A 19,158-nucleotide genomic window follows, 5' to 3' on the forward strand; every position below is an offset into this window, starting at 1 on the left:
CCGAGCCGCCGGGCCTTCCTGCCCGCTTGTACGGAATTCGTACTTCTGTGCAACCGAATCCGCGATTCAGGTGGTCATGTCAAGCGAGCGCCCACTGAACCGGCGGCCGGATCTGACCACCCGGCCGCCCGAGCGAAAGCGGACCATGAGATATCGCAGCAGAGTGACGGCCCCGGCGGCCGCACTGATCGGCACGGCGGCCGCACTGACCCTGGGCCCCACGGCCCAGGCCCTGCCGACCACGGGCCGGGCCACCGGCCGCGACGGGGGAGAAGGCGACGGCATCGCGGGCCCCGAGACCCTCGGCGACCCCGTCTTCCCGGCCCTGGGGAACGCCGGCTACCGCGTCTCCTCGTACCACCTCGACCTCGCGTACGACGCCACGGCCAAGCTGGTCGACGCCACCGCGCTCCTGCGCATCCGCACCACCGTCGACCTCACCCGCCTCTCCCTCGACGCGCTCGGGCTGGACATCCGCGCCGTGCACGTCGACGGCCGCACCGCCGCCTTCGAGCAGGCGGACGAGAAGCTGCGCATCACGCCCGCGACCCCGCTGCGGGCCAAGGCCCACGCCGTCGTGTGCGTCGAGTACTCCGCCGACCCGCGCCGGGCGCTCCCGCACACCGCCTGGGTGCCCACCCCGGACGGATTCGCGGTCTGCCCCCAGCCGAACTCGGCGCACACCGTCTTCCCGTGCAACGACCACCCCTCGGACAAGGCGGACTTCACCTTCCGCGTCACCGTCCCCCAGGGGCTGCGCGGCGTCGCGAACGGCACCCTCGTCGACGCCGAGACCCTGGACGACGGCCGCACCGCCTACGCGTACCGCTCCCGCTCGCCGATAGCCACGGAACTCGTCCAGATCACCGTCGGCGACTACCAGGTCAAGGACCGGCAAGGCCCGCACGGGCTGCCGCTGCGCGACGTCGTCCCGACCGCCCGCGCCGCCGCCCTGGAACCGGCGCTCGCCCTGACCCCCGGCCTGGTCGAGTGGCTGGAGGCGCGGCTGGGCGCCTTCCCGTTCGAGACGTACGGTCTGCTGCCCTGCAACTCCGACGACCCGAACGCCTTCGACTTCACGGGCCTGGAGACCCAGACGCTCACCCTCTACAAGCCGAACTTCCTGCTCCAGGAGGAGAAGAAGATCGGCTCGCACATGATGCACGAGCTGGTCCACTCCTACTTCGGCAACCTGGTCAGCCCCGCCACCTGGGCCGACCTGTGGCTGAACGAGGGCCACGCCGACTTCTACGGGCTGCTGTACCGCTACGAGCGCGGTTGGGCCGACTCGCTGGGCCTGACCTCGCTGGAGGCCCGGATGAAGGACACCTACGCCCGCGGCGACCAGTGGCGCCGCGACTCGGGTCCGGTCGCCGCTCCCAACGCGGTCAACCTCTTCGACAGCCAGCGCTACCTCGGCGGCGTCCTGGTCCTGTACGCGCTGCGCCAGCTGCTGGGCGAGGACGTCTTCCACGCCGTCGAGCGCACCTTCCTGGACCGCTTCCGGGGCTGCTCGGCGTCGACGGAGGACTACATCGCCGTCGCCTCGGAGGTCTCCGGCCAGGACCAGTCCGGCTTCCTGCGGGACTGGCTCTACGGCACGAACACCCCGCGGATGCCCGGGCACCCGGACTGGACCGTCACCCCGGTGGCCACGTCGTTCGCGGCGCCGCACAGCCTGCGCGGCGGGCACTACCACGACAACTCGGCGACTCTCTGACGCCGGGCGGAGCCACCGCTGACGCGAAGCGCCGTCAGCGGTGGCGGCCGGCGGGCTCCTCGCCCGCCACCTCGCGCTCGATCCAGCGGCAGATCACGGCGACCACGTAGACGCGTTCCGCGCGGCTCAGCTCCCGCCCCCGCGGGATCCCGTGCGAGCGCAGGAGGCAGCCGCGGCAGCACGTCGCCGTCGCGTGCTGGGCCACGAAGACCGGGTGGCCGCGGTACGGGGTCTGCCTGCCGTCCTTGTACGGCGCGGCCGGGGCCAGCCGCTCGGCGATCAGGTCGTAGGCCTGCCAGCGCAGCGCCGACGGCCCGGTCGACTCGGCGATGGCCCGGTCCCGTCCGCGCAGCCGGAACTTCGCGCGGAAGGGGTGGCGGGCGATGTCGTCCAGCCGTCGGTCCAGCGAGCCGGCCGCCCGGTCGGGCGCCGGATCGGAAGGCGAGGGGTCCGGGGGAAGCGTCATGCTGCTTCGAGCATACGACCGCCTCCCGCGGACCCTGCCGGACGGGCTCCGGGGGCCTTGCCAGAGGGCCCCGGTCGACTATCGGAGAGGGCTCCCGGTCGACCGGTCGACGTCGATGTCGACGACGGCCGGAGCCGGTGCGGCGTCCTCGCTGCCGCGCTGGTGCGGGATCACCACCGACCCCTGCTGCAACGCCACCGTCCGGGTGGGGGACGGGATGCGGATGCCCTCCTCGCGGTAGCGCCGGTGCAGGCGCTTGATGAACTCGTGCTTGATCCGGTATTGGTCGCTGAACTCGCCCACGCCGAGGATCACCGTGAAGCCGATCCGGGAGTCGCCGAAGGTGTGGAAGCGGATGGCGGGCTCGTGGTCGGGAAGGGCGCCGGTGACATCGGTCATGGTCTCGGCGATGACCTCCGTGGTCACGCGCTCGACGTGGTCCAGGTCGCTGTCGTAACTCACGCCCACCTGCACCAGGATCGTCAACCGCTGCTCGGGACGCGTGAAGTTGGTCATGTTCGTCTTGGCGAGCTCCCCGTTGGGGATGACCACCAGGTTGTTGGAGAGCTGGCGGACCGTCGTCTGACGCCAGTTGATGTCCACGACGTACCCCTCCTCGCCGCTGCTCAGCCGGATGTAGTCGCCCGGCTGCACGGTCTTGGAGGCGAGGATGTGGATGCCCGCGAAGAGGTTGGCCAGGGTGTCCTGGAGCGCGAGGGCGACGGCCAGACCGCCGACACCCAGGGCGGTGAGCAGCGGGGCTATGGAGATGCCCAGCGTCTGCAGCACCACCAGGAAGCCGATCGCCATGACCAGCACCCGGGTGATGTTCACGAAGATCGTGGCCGAACCGGCGACACCGGACCGGGACTGCGTGACGCTCTGCACCAGTCCGGCGATCACCCGGGCCGCCGACACCGTCACGGCGAAGATGAGCAGCACCTGGATGGTCTGGTTGACGTGGTTCTGGACCGTTCTTGTCAGCGGCAGTACGGCCGCCGCGGCGGCCGCGCCGCCCGCGATCGCCGCCCACGGGACGACGGTGCGCAGGGCGTCCACGACGACGTCGTCGCCGCTCCAGCGGGTGCGCTTGGCGTGCTTGGCCAGCCAGCGCAGCAGCATACGGGACAGGAAGGCCGCCACCAGGCCCGCCGCCACCGCGATTCCGGCGATGATCAGGTCGTTCACGGTCACGTCGCGGTTCATCGCTCACCTCCGGGACGGGAAGCTGCGGCGGACGAGGCCGCCGACGGCCGGATGTGAAGTCTCGTCACGTGTCACCTGCTCGTGTTGCGGGATGTGCGGTCGCACCGGTCCGTACGGGGTCGTCGGCCGGCGCGCCAGCTCATCCTGCCGTATCCGGTACGCGCGTTCGTACCCCGGACCGGCGCCGGGCACCCGCGGGGCCGGCCGCCCGGCCCGGGGCGCGATCCGCGCGGTCGCGATGGTCACCGAGTCGCGCCACCCGCGTACGTCCCCCGCCCGCGCCCTGGGCGCCCGCCACCCCCTGCTCACCGGGACGACCGTCACGGAAGTCCTGGGCCACGGACGTCTGTCCGGCGTCCGCATCCGTCACCGCGACGGCCGCACGGGGATCCTCCGCTGTGAAACGGGGGTCTTCACCGGGGACTTCGTCCCGGAGACCGAACTCGCCCGCCGAGCCGCCCTCACCCTCGGCCCGCGCACCTCACGCCCGGGCGTCTTCGCGGTCGGCGGCCTGCTCCAGCCCGGCGTGGACGCCCGGACGGCGGCCCGGGAGGGCGTACGGGTGGGCCGGGCCGTACTGGAGTGGCTCGCGCGCGACCCACCGCCGCCCGCGCTCACAGATCCCTGAACGACCCGTGCCGCCCCGCGCCGCCGGCGAACCGCGCCGCGCCCTCGAACGCCTCGGCCAGCACCTGCGTCCCGTACCGGAGCTCACCTCGCAGCGCCGCCGGCTCGTCCAGCCCCTCCTGGTCCAGGACCGACGCGCGGTCGCCGCGCAGGCAGTCCTGCGGGAAACGGGCCAGGGAGGCCGCCAGTTCCTCCGCCGCCGTGCGGGCCGTGCCGGTGGGCACGACGCGGTTGGCGAGCCCCATCTCGTACGCCTCGCGGGCCGGTACGGGACGGCCGGTCAGGATCATGTCCATCGCGCGGCTCCTGCCGATCAGCCGGGGGAGCCGCACCGTGCCGCCGTCGATCAGCGGGACGCCCCAGCGGCGGCAGAACACGCCGAAGACGGCATCCTCCTCCGCCACCCTGAGGTCGCACCACAGGGCGAGCTCCAGGCCCCCGGCGACGGCGTGGCCGGCCACCGCGGCGATCACGGGCTTGGACAGGCGCAGCCGGGTCGGACCCATCGGGCCGTCGCCGTCCTCGGCCACCCGGTTGCCGCGCTCCGTGCCCATCGCCTTCAGGTCCGCGCCCGCGCAGAACGTGCCGCCCTCGCCCCACAGCACCGCCACCCGGGCGTCGTCGTCGGCCTCGAACTCCCGGAAGGCCGCGGCCAGCTCGGCCGCCGTCGGCCCGTCCACCGCGTTGCGGACCTCGGGGCGGGACAGGACGACCGTGGTGACGTGTCCCGCGCGTTCCAGGCGGACCGGCATGAGCGGGTCTCCTTCCGTCCGACGAGGCGCCGGCCCCGTCCGGGCACGACGCGTTGGCTCGGAAGGTCACTGTGCCATCCGGAGCGCGGCCGGGACGGACGGGCCGGCGAGAAGCCGCCCGTGATCGTGGCCACGCCCGCCCGCGACGCGGGTTCCCGCGTCAGATGACCTTCAGGCGCACCAGCGCCCCGAGGGTCAGCGCCCCCGGCAGCAGCGGCACCCAGACGGTGATGATCCGGTAGGCGAGGACCACCGCGGTGGCGACCGCGGCCGGGCCGCCCGCCGCCACCAGGGCCACGATCAGCGCCGCCTCGACCGAGCCCAGCCCGCCCGGCGTGGGCACCAGCGCCACCGCCACCGTCGCCGCGAGGTACGCCAGCGCCATGTGGGCGGGCGGTATGGGCAGTTGCAGCGCGACGCCCACCGCGGCGAGACCGGCGGCCTGCAGCGCGGGGAAGGCCAGCGAACCGCCCCACAGGGCGAGCGCCCGGGACGGACGGGTGTGCACCGAGCGCGCCTCGCCGAGCGCGGTGCGCACGAAGGAGAACACGGCCGTGCGCACCCGCCTGATCAGCAGCAGGGCGCCCGCCGCGACCAGCAGGAGCACTCCCACGCCGAGCAGCAGCGGGCCGAGCGCCCCGTGCGGGAGGAGCGTGCCCACCTGCAGCGCGTCCGGGAAGGCGATCAGCAGCGCGGCCAGCAGACCGACCCGGCCGACGCACTCGGCGAGCAGGTACAGCGCGAGGGCGGCAGAGGAGCGGGCGAGCGGTACCCCGCACACGGTCATGAACCGCAGGTTCACGGCGCTCGAACCCAGCCCCGTGGGCAGCAGGTGGTTGGCCGCGCCCGCCGCGAACTGGGTGAGCAGCAGCCGTCGCTTGGGCAGCGGCTGCATCACGGCGCCCTGCCGGGTGAAGGCGGCCGCGACCCAGGTCAGGCAGGTGGCGCCGGCCGCGACCAGCAGCCAGGGCCAGGACGCCGTCCGCAGATGGCCGAAACCCTCCGCGAGCAGCGAGTGGTGCTGGACTGCCGCCAGGGCGACCAGCACGAGCGGTACCAGACACAGGATCTGGCGCACGGGGACGCGTCGGGGGAATCGTCCTCGGGGGAGCTGGGGGAGTTGTACCGCTGTCACATCCGGAGAGGTTTTCCGCGCCGCGTCAACTGCGGGTAGCGGAATCGGGGACACAGGCTTACGGACGGGCAGCGGCTGAGGGCTGATGGTCATCGAGTCCTTCGGGATCGGGAACCGCCGGCGGGCGACGCGGCGGTCCTGCGGAGGACGGGCGGTGGTCCGGCCATTGACCTCAACGATGCTTGAGGTTCTACGTTCTCTCCCATGAGCATGGAAACCACCGCGTGGACACAGCTGCACAGCGTGATGACCGCGCAACAGGAGCGCCGCCCCTTCGCCCGCGCCACGCTGCGCCGCATCGCCGCTTTCGCCCGCCCGCACCGCCGCCGCATCGCGTACTTCGTGCTGCTCGGGGTGGTGACCGCGCTGCTCGCCGTGGCGACCCCCGTGCTCGCCGGCCGCGTCGTGGACGCGATCGTGTCGCACGGCGACGAGGGCACGGTCGTCCGCCTCGCCCTGCTCATCGCCTTGATCGCGGTCGTCGAGGCGGCGCTCGGCATCCTCGGCAGACGGCTTTCGGCCACGCTCGGGGAGGGACTCATCCTCGACCTCCGGACGGCTGTGTTCGATCATGTGCAGCGCATGCCCGTCGCGTTCTTCACACGCACTCGTACGGGAGCGCTCGTCAGTCGTCTCAACAATGACGTGATCGGCGCGCAGCGGGCGTTCAGCAACACCCTCTCGGGCGTCGTCAGCAACGTGGTCACGCTGCTGCTCACGCTCGCCGTCATGCTCACCCTGTCCTGGCAGATCACCCTGCTGGCGCTGGTGCTGCTCCCGGTGTTCGTGATCCCCGCCCGCCGGATGGGCAGCCGGATGGCCCGCATGCAGCGGGAGGCGGCGGCGCTCAACGCGGCGATGGGCACCCGGATGACCGAGCGCTTCTCGGCCCCCGGCGCCACGCTGGTCAAGCTGTTCGGCCGCCCGGAGGAGGAGTCGGCCGAGTTCACGGCCCGCGCGGCCCGGGTCCGGGACATCGGCATCCGCACGGCGACCTCGCAGACGGTGTTCATGACCGCGCTGACCCTGGTCTCCTCCCTCGCCCTCGCGCTGGTCTACGGCCTCGGCGGCTGGTTCGCCCTGCGCGACACCCTGGAGCCCGGCGCCGTCGTGTCCCTCGCCCTGCTGCTGACCCGGTTGTACGCGCCGCTCACCGCGCTGGCCGGTGCCCGCGTCGAGGTGATGAGCGCCCTGGTGAGCTTCGAACGCGTCTTCGAGGTGCTCGACCTCAAGCCGCTGATCGAGGAGAAGGAGGACGCGCGCGAGGTGCCCGCGGGGCCGGTGGCGGTGGAGTTCGAGGACGTCCGCTTCTCCTACCCGTCCGCCGACAAGGTCTCCCTGGCCTCCCTGGAGGAGGTCGCCACCCTGGACGCCCGCGGCGGCGCCGAGGTCCTGCACGGGGTGTCCTTCCGCGCCGAACCCGGGCGGACGGTCGCCCTCGTCGGTTCCTCCGGCGCCGGGAAGTCGACCATCGCCCAACTGCTGCCGCGCCTGTACGACGTCGACGAGGGCGCCGTGCGGATCGGCGGCGTCGACGTCCGGGACCTGACCGCGGCGTCCCTGCGCGCCACCCTCGGCATGGTCACCCAGGACGGCCACCTCTTCCACGACACCGTCCGCGCCAACCTGCTGCTCGCCCGGCCGTCGGCGAGCGACGACGAACTGTGGGACGCCCTGGGCCGGGCCCGCCTCGACGAGGTCGTACGGTCCCTGCCCGACGGCCTGGACACGGTGGTCGGCGAACGCGGCTACCGCCTCTCCGGAGGCGAGCGCCAGCGCATGACCATCGCCCGGCTGCTGCTGGCCCGCCAGCAGGTGGTCATCCTGGACGAGGCCACCGCCCACCTGGACAACACCTCGGAGGCGGCCGTCCAGGAGGCCCTCACCGAGGCCCTGGCCGGCCGGACCGCCGTCGTGATCGCCCACCGCCTGTCCACGGTCCGCGCCGCCGACCTGATCCTGGTCGTCGAGGCCGGCCGCATCGTGGAGCGGGGCACGCACGAGGAACTGCTGGCGGCGGGCGGCCGGTACGCGGAGCTGCACCGCACCCAGTTCGAGAGACAGGACGCCGAGGCGCCGGCGCGGGCGACCTGACCGGGGGCGGGAAACGCAACAGCGGGGTCCGGGCCGTGGGACGGTCCGGACCCCGCCGCCTACCGGGGACGGTCACATCTTGCTGAACCGCGCGACGATGTTGTGGTTGGCGTCGATGGTGAGCTGATAGTCCGTCGTGACGTTCTTCTGTGCTGGCCGTCCACGGTCCAGCCGTCGAACTGGAAGCCGGCGGCGGGGTGGGCGCTGACCGTCACCTGCGTGCCGGGGTCGTAGGGCCCGGACAGAGCAGGGACAGCGCCTGGGCAGGGGCTTGGAACGGTGCCGTACCCCGCTCGAAGTCCAGCAGGCGGCGCTTGCGGTCCAGGCCGCCGTAGCCGGTGAGGTCAGGGCCAAAGGCACGGTCGTGAGGAGGGCGGATGCCGCTGCGCAGGCGGCGATCGAGGAATGGCGCATGAGGGAGCTGAGTCTCTCCATGGGGGGATTCATCTCATAATTCGACAAATCACGCGCACGGCCCCTCGAACGCGCGCGCACGCGTCCATGTCGCGGTGAGGTTCACCCGGTCACCCCCACGCCCGCCCCCGCCCCGGACGTGTCGGTGTGAAGAGCGCAGTGGCTGTAGCCGCCGCGCAGGAACACCAGGGGCGGCCCGACCCGGCGGACCCCGAGATCGCGGACGGCACCGGTGACGAACCAGTGGTCGCCCGCGTCCACTTCGTCGGCCAGCTCGCAGTCGAACCAGGCGAGGGCGTCGAGCAGCACGGGGGAACCGGTGCCCGTCTCGTGGTGGGGCACATCCCAGCGGCGGGGGTCCGCGGTGGCGAAGCTGCGGCAGACGTGCTGCTGGTCCGCCGCGAGGACGTTGACGCAGAAGCGGCCGGCCGCCCGGATGCGCGGCCAGGTGGTCGAGGTCCGCGCGGGGAGGAAGCCCACCAGCGGGGGGTGCAGCGACACCGAGGTGAAGGTGCCGATCACCATGGCGGGCGGGGCCTGCCGCGGCGAAGGGGCCGGAGCGGTGACCAGGACCACTCCGGTGGGGTAGTGGCCGGCCACCCGACGGAACCGGTCGGCGGTCACCGACGCCTGGCCGCCCGGCGTGGAACCGTTCGGCGTGGAACCGCTCTGCGGCGAACTGCTCTGCGTGGAAAGGGACATCGGGAGGTCTCCTTCATTCCGTTCCGGCCGGGGGAAGCGCCGCGGGGCGCCTCCGGGACGCTTCCCCGCGCAGGCTCAGCCGACGGCCACCGGGGCGGACTGCTCGGCATACGCGACCCCGGGGAAGGCACGGGCCAGGTCGGCGACGTCCGCGGCGACCTTGGCGGAGTCCTCGCCGCGCAGCAGCAGCCGGGCCAGCAGCTCGGCCACCGCGGTCATGTCGTCCTCCTTCATGCCCCAGCGGGTCAGCTCCTGCGTTCCCAGCCGCAGGCCGGAACGGGCGTTGCTGGGCAGCACCACCGTGGTCGTACGGATGTCGCTGCTGGTCAGCAGCCGGCCCCAGGCGTGGGGGGTGCTGTCCTCGGGCAGGTGCACCCAGACCTGGTGGGTGTCGGTGTAGCCGAAGTGCGCGCCCGCCACGTCGAAGCCCCGCTCGACCAGTTCGCGGGCCAGCCGGCGGGCGTTGGCGATGATCTGACGCGCGTACTCGACCCGGTGCGGCAGCAGTTCCTCCAAGGTGATCGCCAGGCTGCCGACCGACGCAGAGTGGGAGCTGGAGGCGGTGAAGGGGATCCGCGCGCCGACCTTCTCCGCGAGGGCGTCGCTGTTGGTCACCAGCAGGCCCTTCTGCGGGCCGGGCAGCGTCTTGTGCGTACTGCCGGAGATGCTGTCGAAGCCACCGTCCAGGACCAGGGTGTCGGGGGCCGCGGGCAGCAGGCCGAGCAGGTGCGAGGCGTCCAGGCAGATGGTCGCGTCGGGCGCGGCGGCCCGCAGTGCGCGGGCGTCGGGGAAGCGCAGCGCCGTGGACGCGTCCAGGTAGATGACGTCGACCGGCTGCTTCGCGACCCGTGCCGCGAGCGCGGCGTGGTCGATCTCCAGGCGCTGTCGGTCGAAGGGCACGAAGTCCACCTGGTGGCCGAAGCCCTCACAGATGGTCACGGTGGCGTAGTGGCCGCCGTCCTCGGGGGCCAGCACCATGACCCGGCCGCCCGGCGGGGTGAGCGCGGTCAGCACGGTGTGCATGGTGTGCAGCCCGGACAGGAACTGCACGAAGGCGTGCCGAGCGCCGTAGAACTCCTTGGTGAGGTCCACGCAGTAGTCGTAGACGTCGTTGAGCCCGGTGACGTCGCCGTAGACCGCCACCGGCGTCTCCGAGTACGGATAGCGGTTGACCGCGTCACTGGCGAGGGCGGCCGCGGCCCGCGGGGAGAGCCGGTTCTCGATGGGGAAGAGGTTGAGGCTGTCCTTGCGCCGCAAGGTGGCCAGGACGTCCATGGGTGCTCCTCGGCTGGGAAGTGGCGGGATGGTCCGGGGCGGCTTCACAGCCACGCGTAACGGGCGACGTCCTTGCCCGCGTAGTCGGGGTCCAGATAGATGAAGGCCCGCTGGACGAGGAAGTCGCGCACCTCGAAGACGCCGCACCAGCGTCCGGCACCCCACTCGGGCGTGCCCACCCGCCACGGGCCGTCACGGTGCTCCCCGTGCGTGGTGCCCTCCACCGCGAGCAGGTCGGTCCCGGTGGCGATCCAGTTGAAGGACCGCACATGGTGCTCGATCGCCTTGATGGTCGTGCCGAGGTCGCCGAACATCCTGGCTATCTCGGCCTTTCCGTGGGCCAGTCCCCACTTCGGAAAGAAGAAGTCGGCGTCCTCGGCGAAGAAGTCGAGGACGGGGGTCCCGTCGGCGCCGACTCCACCGTTGTCGAAGGCCTTGAAGTACGCGGTGATGACCGCCTTTCGCTGTTCGTCCGTCATAGGTGCCGGTGCCACGGTCATGTGACGACCTCCGAAGGTGCCGGGAATCTGCGGAAGGAACGTCGCCCGCACTCGACGGCGGCGGGGCCGCCCGGGGGCGGTGCCCACCGTCGCAGCGCGGGCTTGGCGCGGGCTTGACGTCCTTCTGCTCCCTCGCTTGCACCGAGCGCGGTCGCCCGTCCGTACCGGGGTCAGTTACCCGTCATGGCGAGCAGCGCGGGCGCGTAGCGCTCTCCCCGTACCGGTACGGCGGCGGCCTCGTCCACCGTCGCCAGATCCGCCTCGTCGAGCCGGACCGAGGCGGCGGCCAGGTTCTCGGCCAGGTGGGCCGGGTCGCCGGTGCCCGGGATGGGGACGACGTCGGCGCCGCGGTGGTGCAGCCAGGCCAGGGCGAGTTGGGCCAGGGACAGGCCGAGCCGGTCGGCGACCGGGCGCAGCCGGCGCGGCAGCGAGGCGTTCTGCGCCAGGCTCTCGGCGCTGAACCGCGGCTGACCGCGCCGGAAGTCCTCGGCGGCCAGGTCGTCGGTGCCACGGATCCGGCCGGTCAGGAAGCCGCGGCCCAGCGGGGCGTACGCGACGATGCCGATGCCCAGCTCGCGGCAGGCCGGTACCACCTCGGCCTCGATGTCCCGCGACCACAGGCTCCACTCGCTCTCCACCGCGGTCACCGGGTGCACCGCGTCCGCCCGGCGCAGCGTCGCCGCGGACGGCTCGGACAGCCCGAAGTACCGGACCTTGCCCTCCCGTACCAGCTCGGCCACCGCGCCGGCGGTCTCCTCCACCGGGACCGCCGGGTCGATCCAGTGCTGGTAGTACAGGTCGATGTGGTCCACGCCCAGGCGGCGCAGCGAGCGTTCGCAGGCCGCGCGCACATACGCGGGCTCACCGCACAACCCCTGGAACGCGCCGTCGGCCGACCGCACCATGCCGAACTTGCTGGCGATCACGGCCTCGGCCCGGCGGCCCGCGAGCGCCCTGCCGAGCAACTCCTCGCCCGCGCCCAGGCCCTGGACGTCCGCGGTGTCCAGCAGGGTGACCCCGGCGTCCAGGGCGGCGCGGATCGTGGCGATCGACCGGACCGGGTCGGGGCGGCCGTAGAAGGCCGTGGTCGGCAGACAGCCCAGCCCCTGGGCGCTGACCCGCAGATCGCGCAGCCGACGGACCGGTGGACGCAAGGACGAGGGCATGACGAAACCTCCAGCAAAGGACGGAACCCGGGAACCGGCGAAGGACAAAGGACGAGGGAACAGGAGGACAGCGCGCGGCAAGCGGGCGGCACGCGGCACATGGACGGCACGCGGCATGCCGAAGGCACGGATCAAGGGGCCGCGCGCATCCGTCCCGCAGCACAGTAGGCACCCCCGCCCGCCGTCCACAACGGCGCCCTTCCCCGTGGTTTGACGACTCGCTGGCATACGGCCCGGCACACGGGCGCGATCGCGTCCGGCCCCTGCAAGTGGGACGTCCACAGCCGTGCAAGACACGCTCCGCACAGTGGGCATCGCGTGCCGACCGGCCCGTTCCGGCGGTGCGCCGGCCCGGGGCAGCACAACCGCCCCGGCGCCGACGCCCCCACATCCGTACGCAACAAGGAGTTGTCATGTCGCGCGTGTCCGTAACCCCTGGAACCTCCGGCAACAACCCGACGACCGCCCACGCCCTGCTCCAGCGCCTGCGGGACCACGGGGTGGGGACGGTGTTCGGAGTGGTCGGCCGGGAAGCCGCCTCGATCCTCTTCGACGAGGTGGAGGGCATCGACTTCGTGCTGACCCGGCACGAGTTCACCGCCGGGGTCGCCGCCGACGTGCTGGCCCGGATCAGCGGCCGGCCGCAGGCCTGCTGGGCCACGCTGGGCCCCGGCATGACGAACCTCTCCACCGGTGTCGCCACCTCGGTCCTGGACCGCTCGCCGGTCATCGCGCTGGCCGCCCAGTCCGAGTCGCACGACATCTTCCCGAACGACACCCACCAGTGCCTGGACTCGGTCGCGGTGATGCGCCCGATGACCAAGTACGCGGTCGAGCTGCAGCGCCCCGACGACATCACCGACCTGGTGGACTCCGCGGTCGCCGCCGCGATGACGGAGCCGGTCGGGCCCAGCTTCATCTCCCTCCCGGTCGACCTGCTCGGCAGCGCCTCCGAGGCCGCGGCGAACCGCCCCGCGGCGATCACCCCCGAGAAGCCGGTCGGCGCGGTCGCGGACGGCTGGCAGGCCGCGGCCCAGCAGTCGGCCGAGCTGCTCGCGGCGGCCGAGCACCCGGTGCTGGTGGTCGGCGCCGCGGCGATCCGCTCCGGTGCGGTGGACGCGATCCGCGCCCTGGCCGAGCGGCTGAGCATCCCGGTCATCACGACGTACATCGCCAAGGGCGTGCTGCCGCAGGGCCACCCGCTCAACTACGGCGCGGTCACCGGCTACATGGACGGCATCCTGTCCTTCCCCGCGCTGGAGACCCTCTTCGGTCCCGTCGACCTGATCCTCACCGTCGGCTACGACTACGCCGAGGACCTGCGCCCGTCGATGTGGCAGCGCGGCGGCGAGAAGAAGACCGTCCGCGTCTCGCCGACGGTCAACCCGATCCCGCGGGTCTACCGGCCCGACGTGGACGTGGTCACCGACGTCCTCGCCTTCGTCGAGTACCTGGACACCCACACCGCCGAACTCGCCCCGAAGACCCCGCACGACGTCACCGCGCTGCGCGAGCGGGTCGCCCACTTCCTCTCCGACCCGGAGCAGTACGCGGACGGCATGCGGGTCCACCAGGTCATCGACTGCATGAACACGGTGATGGCCGAGACCGCCGAGGAGGGCGAGGGCACCATCGTCTCCGACATCGGCTTCTTCCGGCACTACGGCGTCCTGTTCGCCCGCGCCGACCAGCCGTTCGGCTTCTTGACCTCGGCCGGCTGCTCCAGCTTCGGCTACGGCATCCCCGCGGCGATGGGCGCCCAGATGGCCCGCCCGGGACAGCCCACCTTCCTCATCGCGGGCGACGGCGGCTTCCACTCCAACAGCGCCGACCTGGAGACCATCGCCCGGCTCAACCTGCCCATCGTCACCGTGGTGGTCAACAACGACACCAACGGGTTGATCGAGCTGTACCAGAACCTCGGCCACCGCCGCTCCTTCGACCCGGCGGTGAAGTTCACCGGCGTCGACTTCACGGAACTGGCCCGCGCCAACGGCGTGGAGGCGGTCCGCGCCGCCGACCGCGAGGAACTGCTCGCCGCGCTGCGCAAGGGCGCCGGCCTCGGCCGTCCCTACCTCATCGAGGTGCCGGTGAACTACGACTTCCAGGCCGGCGGCTTCGGGGCGCTGAGCATCTGACATGACCCATACGCTGCCTGCGGCCACGGGATTCCTGGCCGCCGTCCACCAGGACGGGAGCCAGGTCCCGCGGCCGGTCTTCGCGACGCTCGGGGCCCTCGCCGACGCACGGGAGGAACACGGGGGACACACCCTGCACACCAGCCTGCTGCACTCCGGGGCGCCGGACGGCGCCCGGGCCCGGGCGGGGGGCGTGGCGGTGGTGCTCGCCGGAGAGCTGTACAACCGGGCCGAGCTGTGGTCCCTGCTGCCCCCGGGCACCGAACCCGCCGGTGACGCCGAGCTCGTCCTCGCCCTCTTCGACCGCTACGACCTGCACGCTTTCCGGCTGCTCAACGGACGCTTCGCCGCGCTGGTGCACACCGGGGGGCGGGTCCTGCTCGCCACCGACCACGCCGGTTCGGTGCCGCTCTACGCGAGCGCCGCACCGGGCCGGGTGCTGGCCGCCACCGAGGCCAAGGCGCTGCGCACCGCGCCCGCCGGGCGGCCGCTGCCCGCCGCCCGCCCGGTCCGCCGCCTGCCCGGGGTCCACCAGGTCCCGGCCGGGACGGTACTGGACCTCGCGCTCGGCAGCGGGACCGGCACCGCCCACCGCACCTGGGCGCCGGTCCTGTCCCGGCGGATCCTGCCGGAGAGCGAGGCCGTGGAGACGGTCCGGCGGAGCCTGGAGCACGCGATCCGCGTCCGCCTGGGCGCCCAGGCGCCGCTGGTGGTGCTGTCCGGCGGCATCGACTCCTCCAGCGTCGCGGCCCTGGCCGACCGCCTGACCAGCGGCCGCGTCGACACCGTGTCGATGGGCACCGACGAGGCCGACGAGTTCCCGCAGGCGCGGATCGTCGCCGAGCACCTCGGCACCGCGCACCGCGAGATCACCGTCCCCACCGCCGAGTTGCTGCGCCGTCTGCCGCACGCGGTCTGGGCGGCGGAGTCCCTGGACCCGGACATCATCGAGTACCTGCTCCCGCTGACCGCCCTGTACCTGAGGCTGGACGGCCCCGGCCGACGCATCCTCACCGGGTACGGGGCCGACATCCCGCTCGGCGGCATGCACCGCGAGGACCGGCTGCCGGCCCTGGACACCGCCCTCGCCCACGACATGGAGACCTTCGACGGCCTCAACGAGATGTCGCCCGTGCTCTCCGGCGTGGCCGGCCACTGGTCCACCCACCCCTACTGGGACCGCGACGTGCTCGACGTGCTCGTCTGCCTGGAGGCCGGGCTGAAGCGCCGCTACGGGCAGGACAAGTGGGTGCTGCGGGCCGCCATGGGCGACCTGCTGCCGGCCCAGACCGTCATCCGCCCCAAGCTCGGGGTGCACGAAGGATCGGGAACCACCTCGTCGTTCAGCCGGCTGCTCGCCGGCGCCGGGGTGTCCGAAGGACGCGTGCACCAGGCCAAACGCCTGGTCGTCCAGGAGCTGTTCGACCTCGTGGTGGTGGCCGGCCGGCACCCCGACGACGTCGACACCGAGCGGACGGTGCACCAGGTCGTCGACCGTCTGGAGCGCACCGCGCAGCCCGCCTAGTGACGATCCGTCACCCCGCTCACACCCAAGGAGTCACCAGGCGTGGAACGCATCGACATCAACGTCTCTCCCCGCTACGCGCAGATACCCACCTTCATGCGCCTGCCGCACGACCCCGCGCCGCGCGGGCGGGACGTCGTGGTCATCGGCGCCCCGTACGACGGCGGCACCAGCTACCGGCCCGGGGCGCGCTTCGGCCCCCGTGCCATCCGCAACGAGTCCGGGCTCATCCACGGCATGGGCATCGACCGCGGACCGGGCACCTTCGACCTGATCAGCTGCGTCGACGCGGGCGACATCGACCTGACCCCGTTCAACATGCACATCGCGATGGACACCGCCGAGCGGCGGCTGACCGAACTGCTCGCCGACAACGCCGCGTTCCTCATGCTCGGCGGCGACCACTCGCTGACCCTGGCCGCGCTGCGGGCCGTGTCCCGCGAGCACGGGCCACTGGCCGTGCTGCACCTGGACGCCCACAGCGACACCAACCCCGCCTTCTACGGCGGCGAGTACCACCACGGCACACCCTTCCGGCACGCCATCGAGGAGAAGCTGGTCGATCCGCAGCGCATGGTGCAGATCGGCATCCGGGGGCACAACCCGAAGCCCGACTCGCTCGACTACGCCCGCGGACACGGCGTACGGATCGTCACCTCCGACGAGTTCGCCGACCTCGGCAGCGAGGCCACCGCCCGGCTGGTCCGGGACATCGTCGGCGACGCACCGGTCTACGTGTCGGTGGACGTCGACGTCGTGGACCCCGCCTTCGCCCCCGGCACCGGGACGCCGGCCCCCGGCGGACCCACCTCCCGGGAGGTGCTGGCACTGCTGCGCGGCGTCGGTGACCTGCGACCGGTCGGGTTCGACGTCATGGAGGTCTCGCCGCTCTACGACCACGGCGGCATCACGTCGATCCTGGCCACCGAAATCGGCGCGGAACTCCTCTACCAGTACGCCCGCGCCCGGCACCACGCCGAGAAACAGGCCCCGGACGACGCCCGGGGCCCTGCCCAAGACCAGGCCCAAGACCACGCCCGAGACCACGTCGACGAAAGGACATCCTCGTGACAGTCGTGGACTGCACCCAGTACGCCGGTGAACTGCGCGAGCTCAGCGCGCGGTTGCCACAGATCCCGCGCGCGGACCTGTACGCCTTCCTGGACTCCGCGGGCACGGCGGCCACCGCCCTCCCGGGTCCCCTGGCGAGCGCGCTGGACACCTTCAACGCCGAGGGCAGCCAGGACGGTCACCTGCTGCTGCGCGGTCTGCCGGTGGAGGACGACGCGGCCTTGCCGCCCACCCCGAGCAGCACCCCGGCGCCCGCAGACCGCCCGCTGCTGACCATGGAGGGCATGCTCGGCCTCGTCGGCCGCCGCCTGGGCCTGCACACCGGCTACCAGGAGCTGCGCTCGGCCACCGTCTACCACGACGTGTACCCCTCCCCGAACGCGCACTACCTCTCCTCCGAGACCTCCGAGACGCTGCTGGAGTTCCACACGGAGATGGCCTACCACCGCCTGCAGCCCAACTACGTGATGCTGGCCTGCTCCCGGGCCGACCACGAGCACCGCGCGGCCACCCTGGTCGCCTCGGTCCGCAAGGCGCTGCCGCTGCTCACCGCCGAGGTGCGCGAACGCCTCTTCGACCGGAAGATGCCCTGCTGCGTGGACGTCGCCTTCCGCGGCGGCGACCCGGACCCGGGTGCCATCGCCCGGGTCAAGCCCCTGTACGGAGATCCACGCGACCCCTTCCTCGGCTACGACCGCGAACTGCTCAGCCCGAAGGACCCCGACGACGTGGAGGCGGTCGCCGCGCTGTCGAAGGCGCTGGACGAGGTGACCGAGGCGGTGTACCTGACGCCCGGCGACCTGCTGATCGTCGACAACTTCCGTACCACGCACGCCCGTACGCCCTTCACCCCGCGCTGGGACGGCCACGACCGCTGGCTGCACCGCGTCTACATCCGCACCGAGCGGGGCGAGCAGCTCTCCGGTGGTGAGCGGGCCGGCGACGTGGTCGCCTTCACCCCGCGCGCCTGAGCCGCGGCACCGCTCCCGGAGCCGGGCGCGCGAGGGGAGTGGCCGTATCCCCTCGCCGCCCGGCTCCGCGCGCATGTCACCGCCACGGAACGTGGTATGGATCAACGGGACCGCGCCTCGGCGCACCCCGACACTCGGCACCCCGGGAGACGAACCAGCATGACGGACACGGAAGCCTACGAACCGAGGGGCTTCGCGGTACACACCGCGCCGGTGGGCCTGTTGGACGACGGACGGGACGACTTCACCGTCCTGCTCTCCACCGTCCCGGCCACGGTGAGCGCGGTCTTCACCCGGTCCCGCTTCGCGGGACCCAGCGTGGTGCTCAGCCGCGCCGCCGCCGCGGACCACAGCGCGCGGGGAGTGGTGGTGCTGGCCCGCAACGCCAACGTCGCCACCGGCGCGGAGGGCGAGCGCAACGCCCGCGAGGTGCGCGCCGCGGTGGCGCAGGCCGCCACCCTGGCGGAGGAGCAACTGCTCATCGCCTCCACCGGCGTGATCGGCCGTCAGTACCCGATGCCCGCCCTCCGCGACCACCTGAAGACGCTGACCGTGCCGGGGCCCGAGGGCGGCTTCGACCGGGCGGCCCGGGCCATCATGACCACCGACACCCGCCCCAAGCTGGCCCGGCGGCGGATCGGCGACGCGGTCCTGGTCGGCATCGCCAAGGGCGTCGGGATGATGGAGCCCGACATGGCCACCCTGCTGACCTTCTTCGCCACCGACGCCCGGCTGGACCCGAAGGAGCAGGACCGGGTCTTCCGCCGGGTGATGGACCGGACCTTCAACGCGGTCAGCATCGACACCGACACCTCCACCAGCGACACGGCGGCGCTGTTCGCCAACGGCCTGGCCGGCGAGGTGGATCCGGCCGACTTCGAGGAGGCGCTGTACGAGGTGGCGCTGGAGCTGGTGAAGGAGATCGCCCGGGACGGCGAGGGCGCCGGCCGGCTCATCGAGGTCCGCGTCACCGGGGCCCGGGACGACGCGCAGGCCAAGCGCGTCGGCAAGGCCGTCGTCAACTCGCCGCTGGTCAAGACCGCGGTGCACGGCGGCGACCCCAACTGGGGCCGGGTGGCCATGGCGATCGGCAAGTGCTCCGACGACACCGACATCGAGCAGGAGCGGGTGGTCATCCGCTTCGGCGAGACGGCCGTCTACCCGCCCGGGGCGTCGGACGCGCGGAGCGAGGACGAGGTGCGGGCCGCCGTGGCCGCCGAGATGGCCGGCGCCGAAGTGGTCATCGGCGTCGATCTCGGCATCGCGAACGGCGCGTTCACCGTGTACGGCTGCGACCTGACCGAGGGCTACGTCCGGCTGAACGCCGACTACTCGACCTGAGCGCGGCGCGGGACACGACGACGACAAAGGCGACCAAGACGACGGAGGCGGACGG

General features: G+C 72.7%; 17 protein-coding genes. 8 read left to right on the plus strand and 9 right to left on the minus strand.

Going from position 1 to position 19,158, the window contains the following annotated elements:
- The first annotated feature begins 145 nt into the window (after positions 1–145).
- Entirely contained in the window at positions 146–1,720 is a 1,575-nt protein-coding gene (locus ACWGKT_RS15595; protein ID WP_453274005.1) for a M1 family metallopeptidase, read from the plus strand.
- 34 nt (positions 1,721–1,754) lie between these two features.
- Here ACWGKT_RS15595 and ACWGKT_RS15600 read toward each other — a convergent pair whose 3' ends face one another.
- Both ACWGKT_RS15600 and ACWGKT_RS15605 read right to left on the minus strand, forming a co-directional pair.
- Positions 1,755–2,186 (minus strand): DUF4186 domain-containing protein, encoded by a 432-nt coding sequence (locus ACWGKT_RS15600; RefSeq protein ID WP_453274006.1) that lies wholly within the window; start codon positions 2,184–2,186, stop codon positions 1,755–1,757.
- 78 nt (positions 2,187–2,264) lie between these two features.
- On the minus strand, positions 2,265–3,392 hold the full coding sequence (locus ACWGKT_RS15605; protein WP_453274007.1) for a mechanosensitive ion channel family protein: 1,128 nt from the start codon (positions 3,390–3,392) through the stop codon (positions 2,265–2,267).
- A gap of 91 nt (positions 3,393–3,483) precedes the next feature.
- Between ACWGKT_RS15605 and ACWGKT_RS15610 the strand changes: the two genes are divergently transcribed.
- Positions 3,484–4,020 carry a hypothetical protein gene (locus ACWGKT_RS15610; RefSeq protein WP_453274008.1) on the plus strand — a complete coding sequence of 179 codons (537 nt, stop codon included), beginning with the start codon at positions 3,484–3,486 and terminating at the stop codon, positions 4,018–4,020.
- Here ACWGKT_RS15610 and ACWGKT_RS15615 read toward each other — a convergent pair.
- Together ACWGKT_RS15615 and ACWGKT_RS15620 are read right to left on the minus strand one after the other, a co-directional pair.
- Positions 4,007–4,771 (minus strand): crotonase/enoyl-CoA hydratase family protein, encoded by a 765-nt coding sequence (locus ACWGKT_RS15615; RefSeq protein WP_453274009.1) that lies wholly within the window; start codon positions 4,769–4,771, stop codon positions 4,007–4,009. The genes ACWGKT_RS15610 and ACWGKT_RS15615 overlap by 14 nt on opposite strands.
- 160 nt (positions 4,772–4,931) lie before the next feature.
- Entirely contained in the window at positions 4,932–5,906 is a 975-nt protein-coding gene (locus ACWGKT_RS15620; protein ID WP_453274010.1) for a lysylphosphatidylglycerol synthase transmembrane domain-containing protein, read from the minus strand.
- Positions 5,907–6,116: 210 nt separating this feature from the next.
- Here ACWGKT_RS15620 and ACWGKT_RS15625 point away from each other — a divergent pair, with 210 nt between their 5' ends.
- A complete protein-coding gene (locus tag ACWGKT_RS15625; RefSeq protein ID WP_453274028.1) occupies positions 6,117–8,000 on the plus strand; it encodes an ABC transporter ATP-binding protein in 1,884 nt (627 codons plus the stop codon).
- 59 nt (positions 8,001–8,059) lie between these two features.
- Here the strand turns inward: ACWGKT_RS15625 and ACWGKT_RS15630 are convergent, their stop codons facing one another.
- From ACWGKT_RS15630 to ACWGKT_RS15650, 5 genes are all read right to left on the minus strand, one after another.
- On the minus strand, positions 8,060–8,245 hold the full coding sequence (locus ACWGKT_RS15630; protein ID WP_453274029.1) for an InlB B-repeat-containing protein: 186 nt from the start codon (positions 8,243–8,245) through the stop codon (positions 8,060–8,062).
- A 271-nt stretch (positions 8,246–8,516) separates the two neighbouring features.
- A complete protein-coding gene (locus tag ACWGKT_RS15635) occupies positions 8,517–9,116 on the minus strand; it encodes a flavin reductase family protein (RefSeq protein ID WP_453274011.1) in 600 nt (199 codons plus the stop codon).
- A gap of 75 nt (positions 9,117–9,191) precedes the next feature.
- Positions 9,192–10,391 carry a serine hydroxymethyltransferase gene (locus ACWGKT_RS15640; RefSeq protein ID WP_453274012.1) on the minus strand — a complete coding sequence of 400 codons (1,200 nt, stop codon included), beginning with the start codon at positions 10,389–10,391 and terminating at the stop codon, positions 9,192–9,194.
- A gap of 44 nt (positions 10,392–10,435) precedes the next feature.
- Positions 10,436–10,891 (minus strand): nuclear transport factor 2 family protein, encoded by a 456-nt coding sequence (locus ACWGKT_RS15645; RefSeq protein WP_356152051.1) that lies wholly within the window; start codon positions 10,889–10,891, stop codon positions 10,436–10,438.
- 170 nt (positions 10,892–11,061) lie between these two features.
- Positions 11,062–12,057, minus strand: coding sequence for an aldo/keto reductase (locus ACWGKT_RS15650; protein WP_453274013.1), 996 nt, complete (start codon positions 12,055–12,057; stop codon positions 11,062–11,064).
- Positions 12,058–12,470: 413 nt separating this feature from the next.
- Between ACWGKT_RS15650 and ACWGKT_RS15655 the strand changes: the two genes are divergently transcribed.
- From ACWGKT_RS15655 to argJ, 5 genes are all read left to right on the plus strand, one after another.
- Complete coding sequence (locus ACWGKT_RS15655) at positions 12,471–14,195, plus strand: thiamine pyrophosphate-binding protein (protein WP_356152055.1); 1,725 nt, start codon at positions 12,471–12,473, stop codon at positions 14,193–14,195.
- 1 nt (position 14,196) lies between these two features.
- Positions 14,197–15,720, plus strand: a complete 1,524-nt coding sequence (locus tag ACWGKT_RS15660; protein ID WP_453274014.1) for an asparagine synthase-related protein — start codon at positions 14,197–14,199, stop codon at positions 15,718–15,720.
- A 42-nt stretch (positions 15,721–15,762) separates the two neighbouring features.
- The gene (gene speB, locus ACWGKT_RS15665) at positions 15,763–16,791 is read left to right on the plus strand and encodes an agmatinase (RefSeq protein WP_453274015.1); all 1,029 of its coding nucleotides are present in this window, start codon (positions 15,763–15,765) and stop codon (positions 16,789–16,791) included.
- Positions 16,788–17,762, plus strand: coding sequence for a clavaminate synthase Cs1 (cs1, locus tag ACWGKT_RS15670; RefSeq protein ID WP_453274016.1), 975 nt, complete (start codon positions 16,788–16,790; stop codon positions 17,760–17,762). Before speB ends, cs1 begins: the two co-directional genes overlap by 4 nt.
- A gap of 159 nt (positions 17,763–17,921) precedes the next feature.
- Positions 17,922–19,103 (plus strand): bifunctional glutamate N-acetyltransferase/amino-acid acetyltransferase ArgJ, encoded by a 1,182-nt coding sequence (argJ, locus tag ACWGKT_RS15675; protein WP_453274017.1) that lies wholly within the window; start codon positions 17,922–17,924, stop codon positions 19,101–19,103.
- Positions 19,104–19,158 lie beyond the last annotated feature (55 nt).

The organism is Streptomyces sp. NPDC054794 (genome assembly GCF_053611585.1).

Coding starts and splice junctions, on each gene's coding strand:
- ACWGKT_RS15595 (WP_453274005.1), top strand. CDS start 146: ATGAGATATCGCAGCAGAGTGACGGCCCCGGCGGCCGCACTGATCGGC.
- ACWGKT_RS15600 (WP_453274006.1), bottom strand. CDS start 2,186: ATGACGCTTCCCCCGGACCCCTCGCCTTCCGATCCGGCGCCCGACCGG.
- ACWGKT_RS15605 (WP_453274007.1), bottom strand. CDS start 3,392: ATGAACCGCGACGTGACCGTGAACGACCTGATCATCGCCGGAATCGCG.
- ACWGKT_RS15610 (WP_453274008.1), top strand. CDS start 3,484: ATGTGCGGTCGCACCGGTCCGTACGGGGTCGTCGGCCGGCGCGCCAGC.
- ACWGKT_RS15615 (WP_453274009.1), bottom strand. CDS start 4,771: ATGCCGGTCCGCCTGGAACGCGCGGGACACGTCACCACGGTCGTCCTG.
- ACWGKT_RS15625 (WP_453274028.1), top strand. CDS start 6,117: ATGGAAACCACCGCGTGGACACAGCTGCACAGCGTGATGACCGCGCAA.
- ACWGKT_RS15635 (WP_453274011.1), bottom strand. CDS start 9,116: ATGTCCCTTTCCACGCAGAGCAGTTCGCCGCAGAGCGGTTCCACGCCG.
- ACWGKT_RS15640 (WP_453274012.1), bottom strand. CDS start 10,391: ATGGACGTCCTGGCCACCTTGCGGCGCAAGGACAGCCTCAACCTCTTC.
- ACWGKT_RS15645 (WP_356152051.1), bottom strand. CDS start 10,891: ATGACCGTGGCACCGGCACCTATGACGGACGAACAGCGAAAGGCGGTC.
- ACWGKT_RS15650 (WP_453274013.1), bottom strand. CDS start 12,057: ATGCCCTCGTCCTTGCGTCCACCGGTCCGTCGGCTGCGCGATCTGCGG.
- ACWGKT_RS15655 (WP_356152055.1), top strand. CDS start 12,471: ATGTCGCGCGTGTCCGTAACCCCTGGAACCTCCGGCAACAACCCGACG.
- ACWGKT_RS15660 (WP_453274014.1), top strand. CDS start 14,197: ATGACCCATACGCTGCCTGCGGCCACGGGATTCCTGGCCGCCGTCCAC.
- argJ (WP_453274017.1), top strand. CDS start 17,922: ATGACGGACACGGAAGCCTACGAACCGAGGGGCTTCGCGGTACACACC.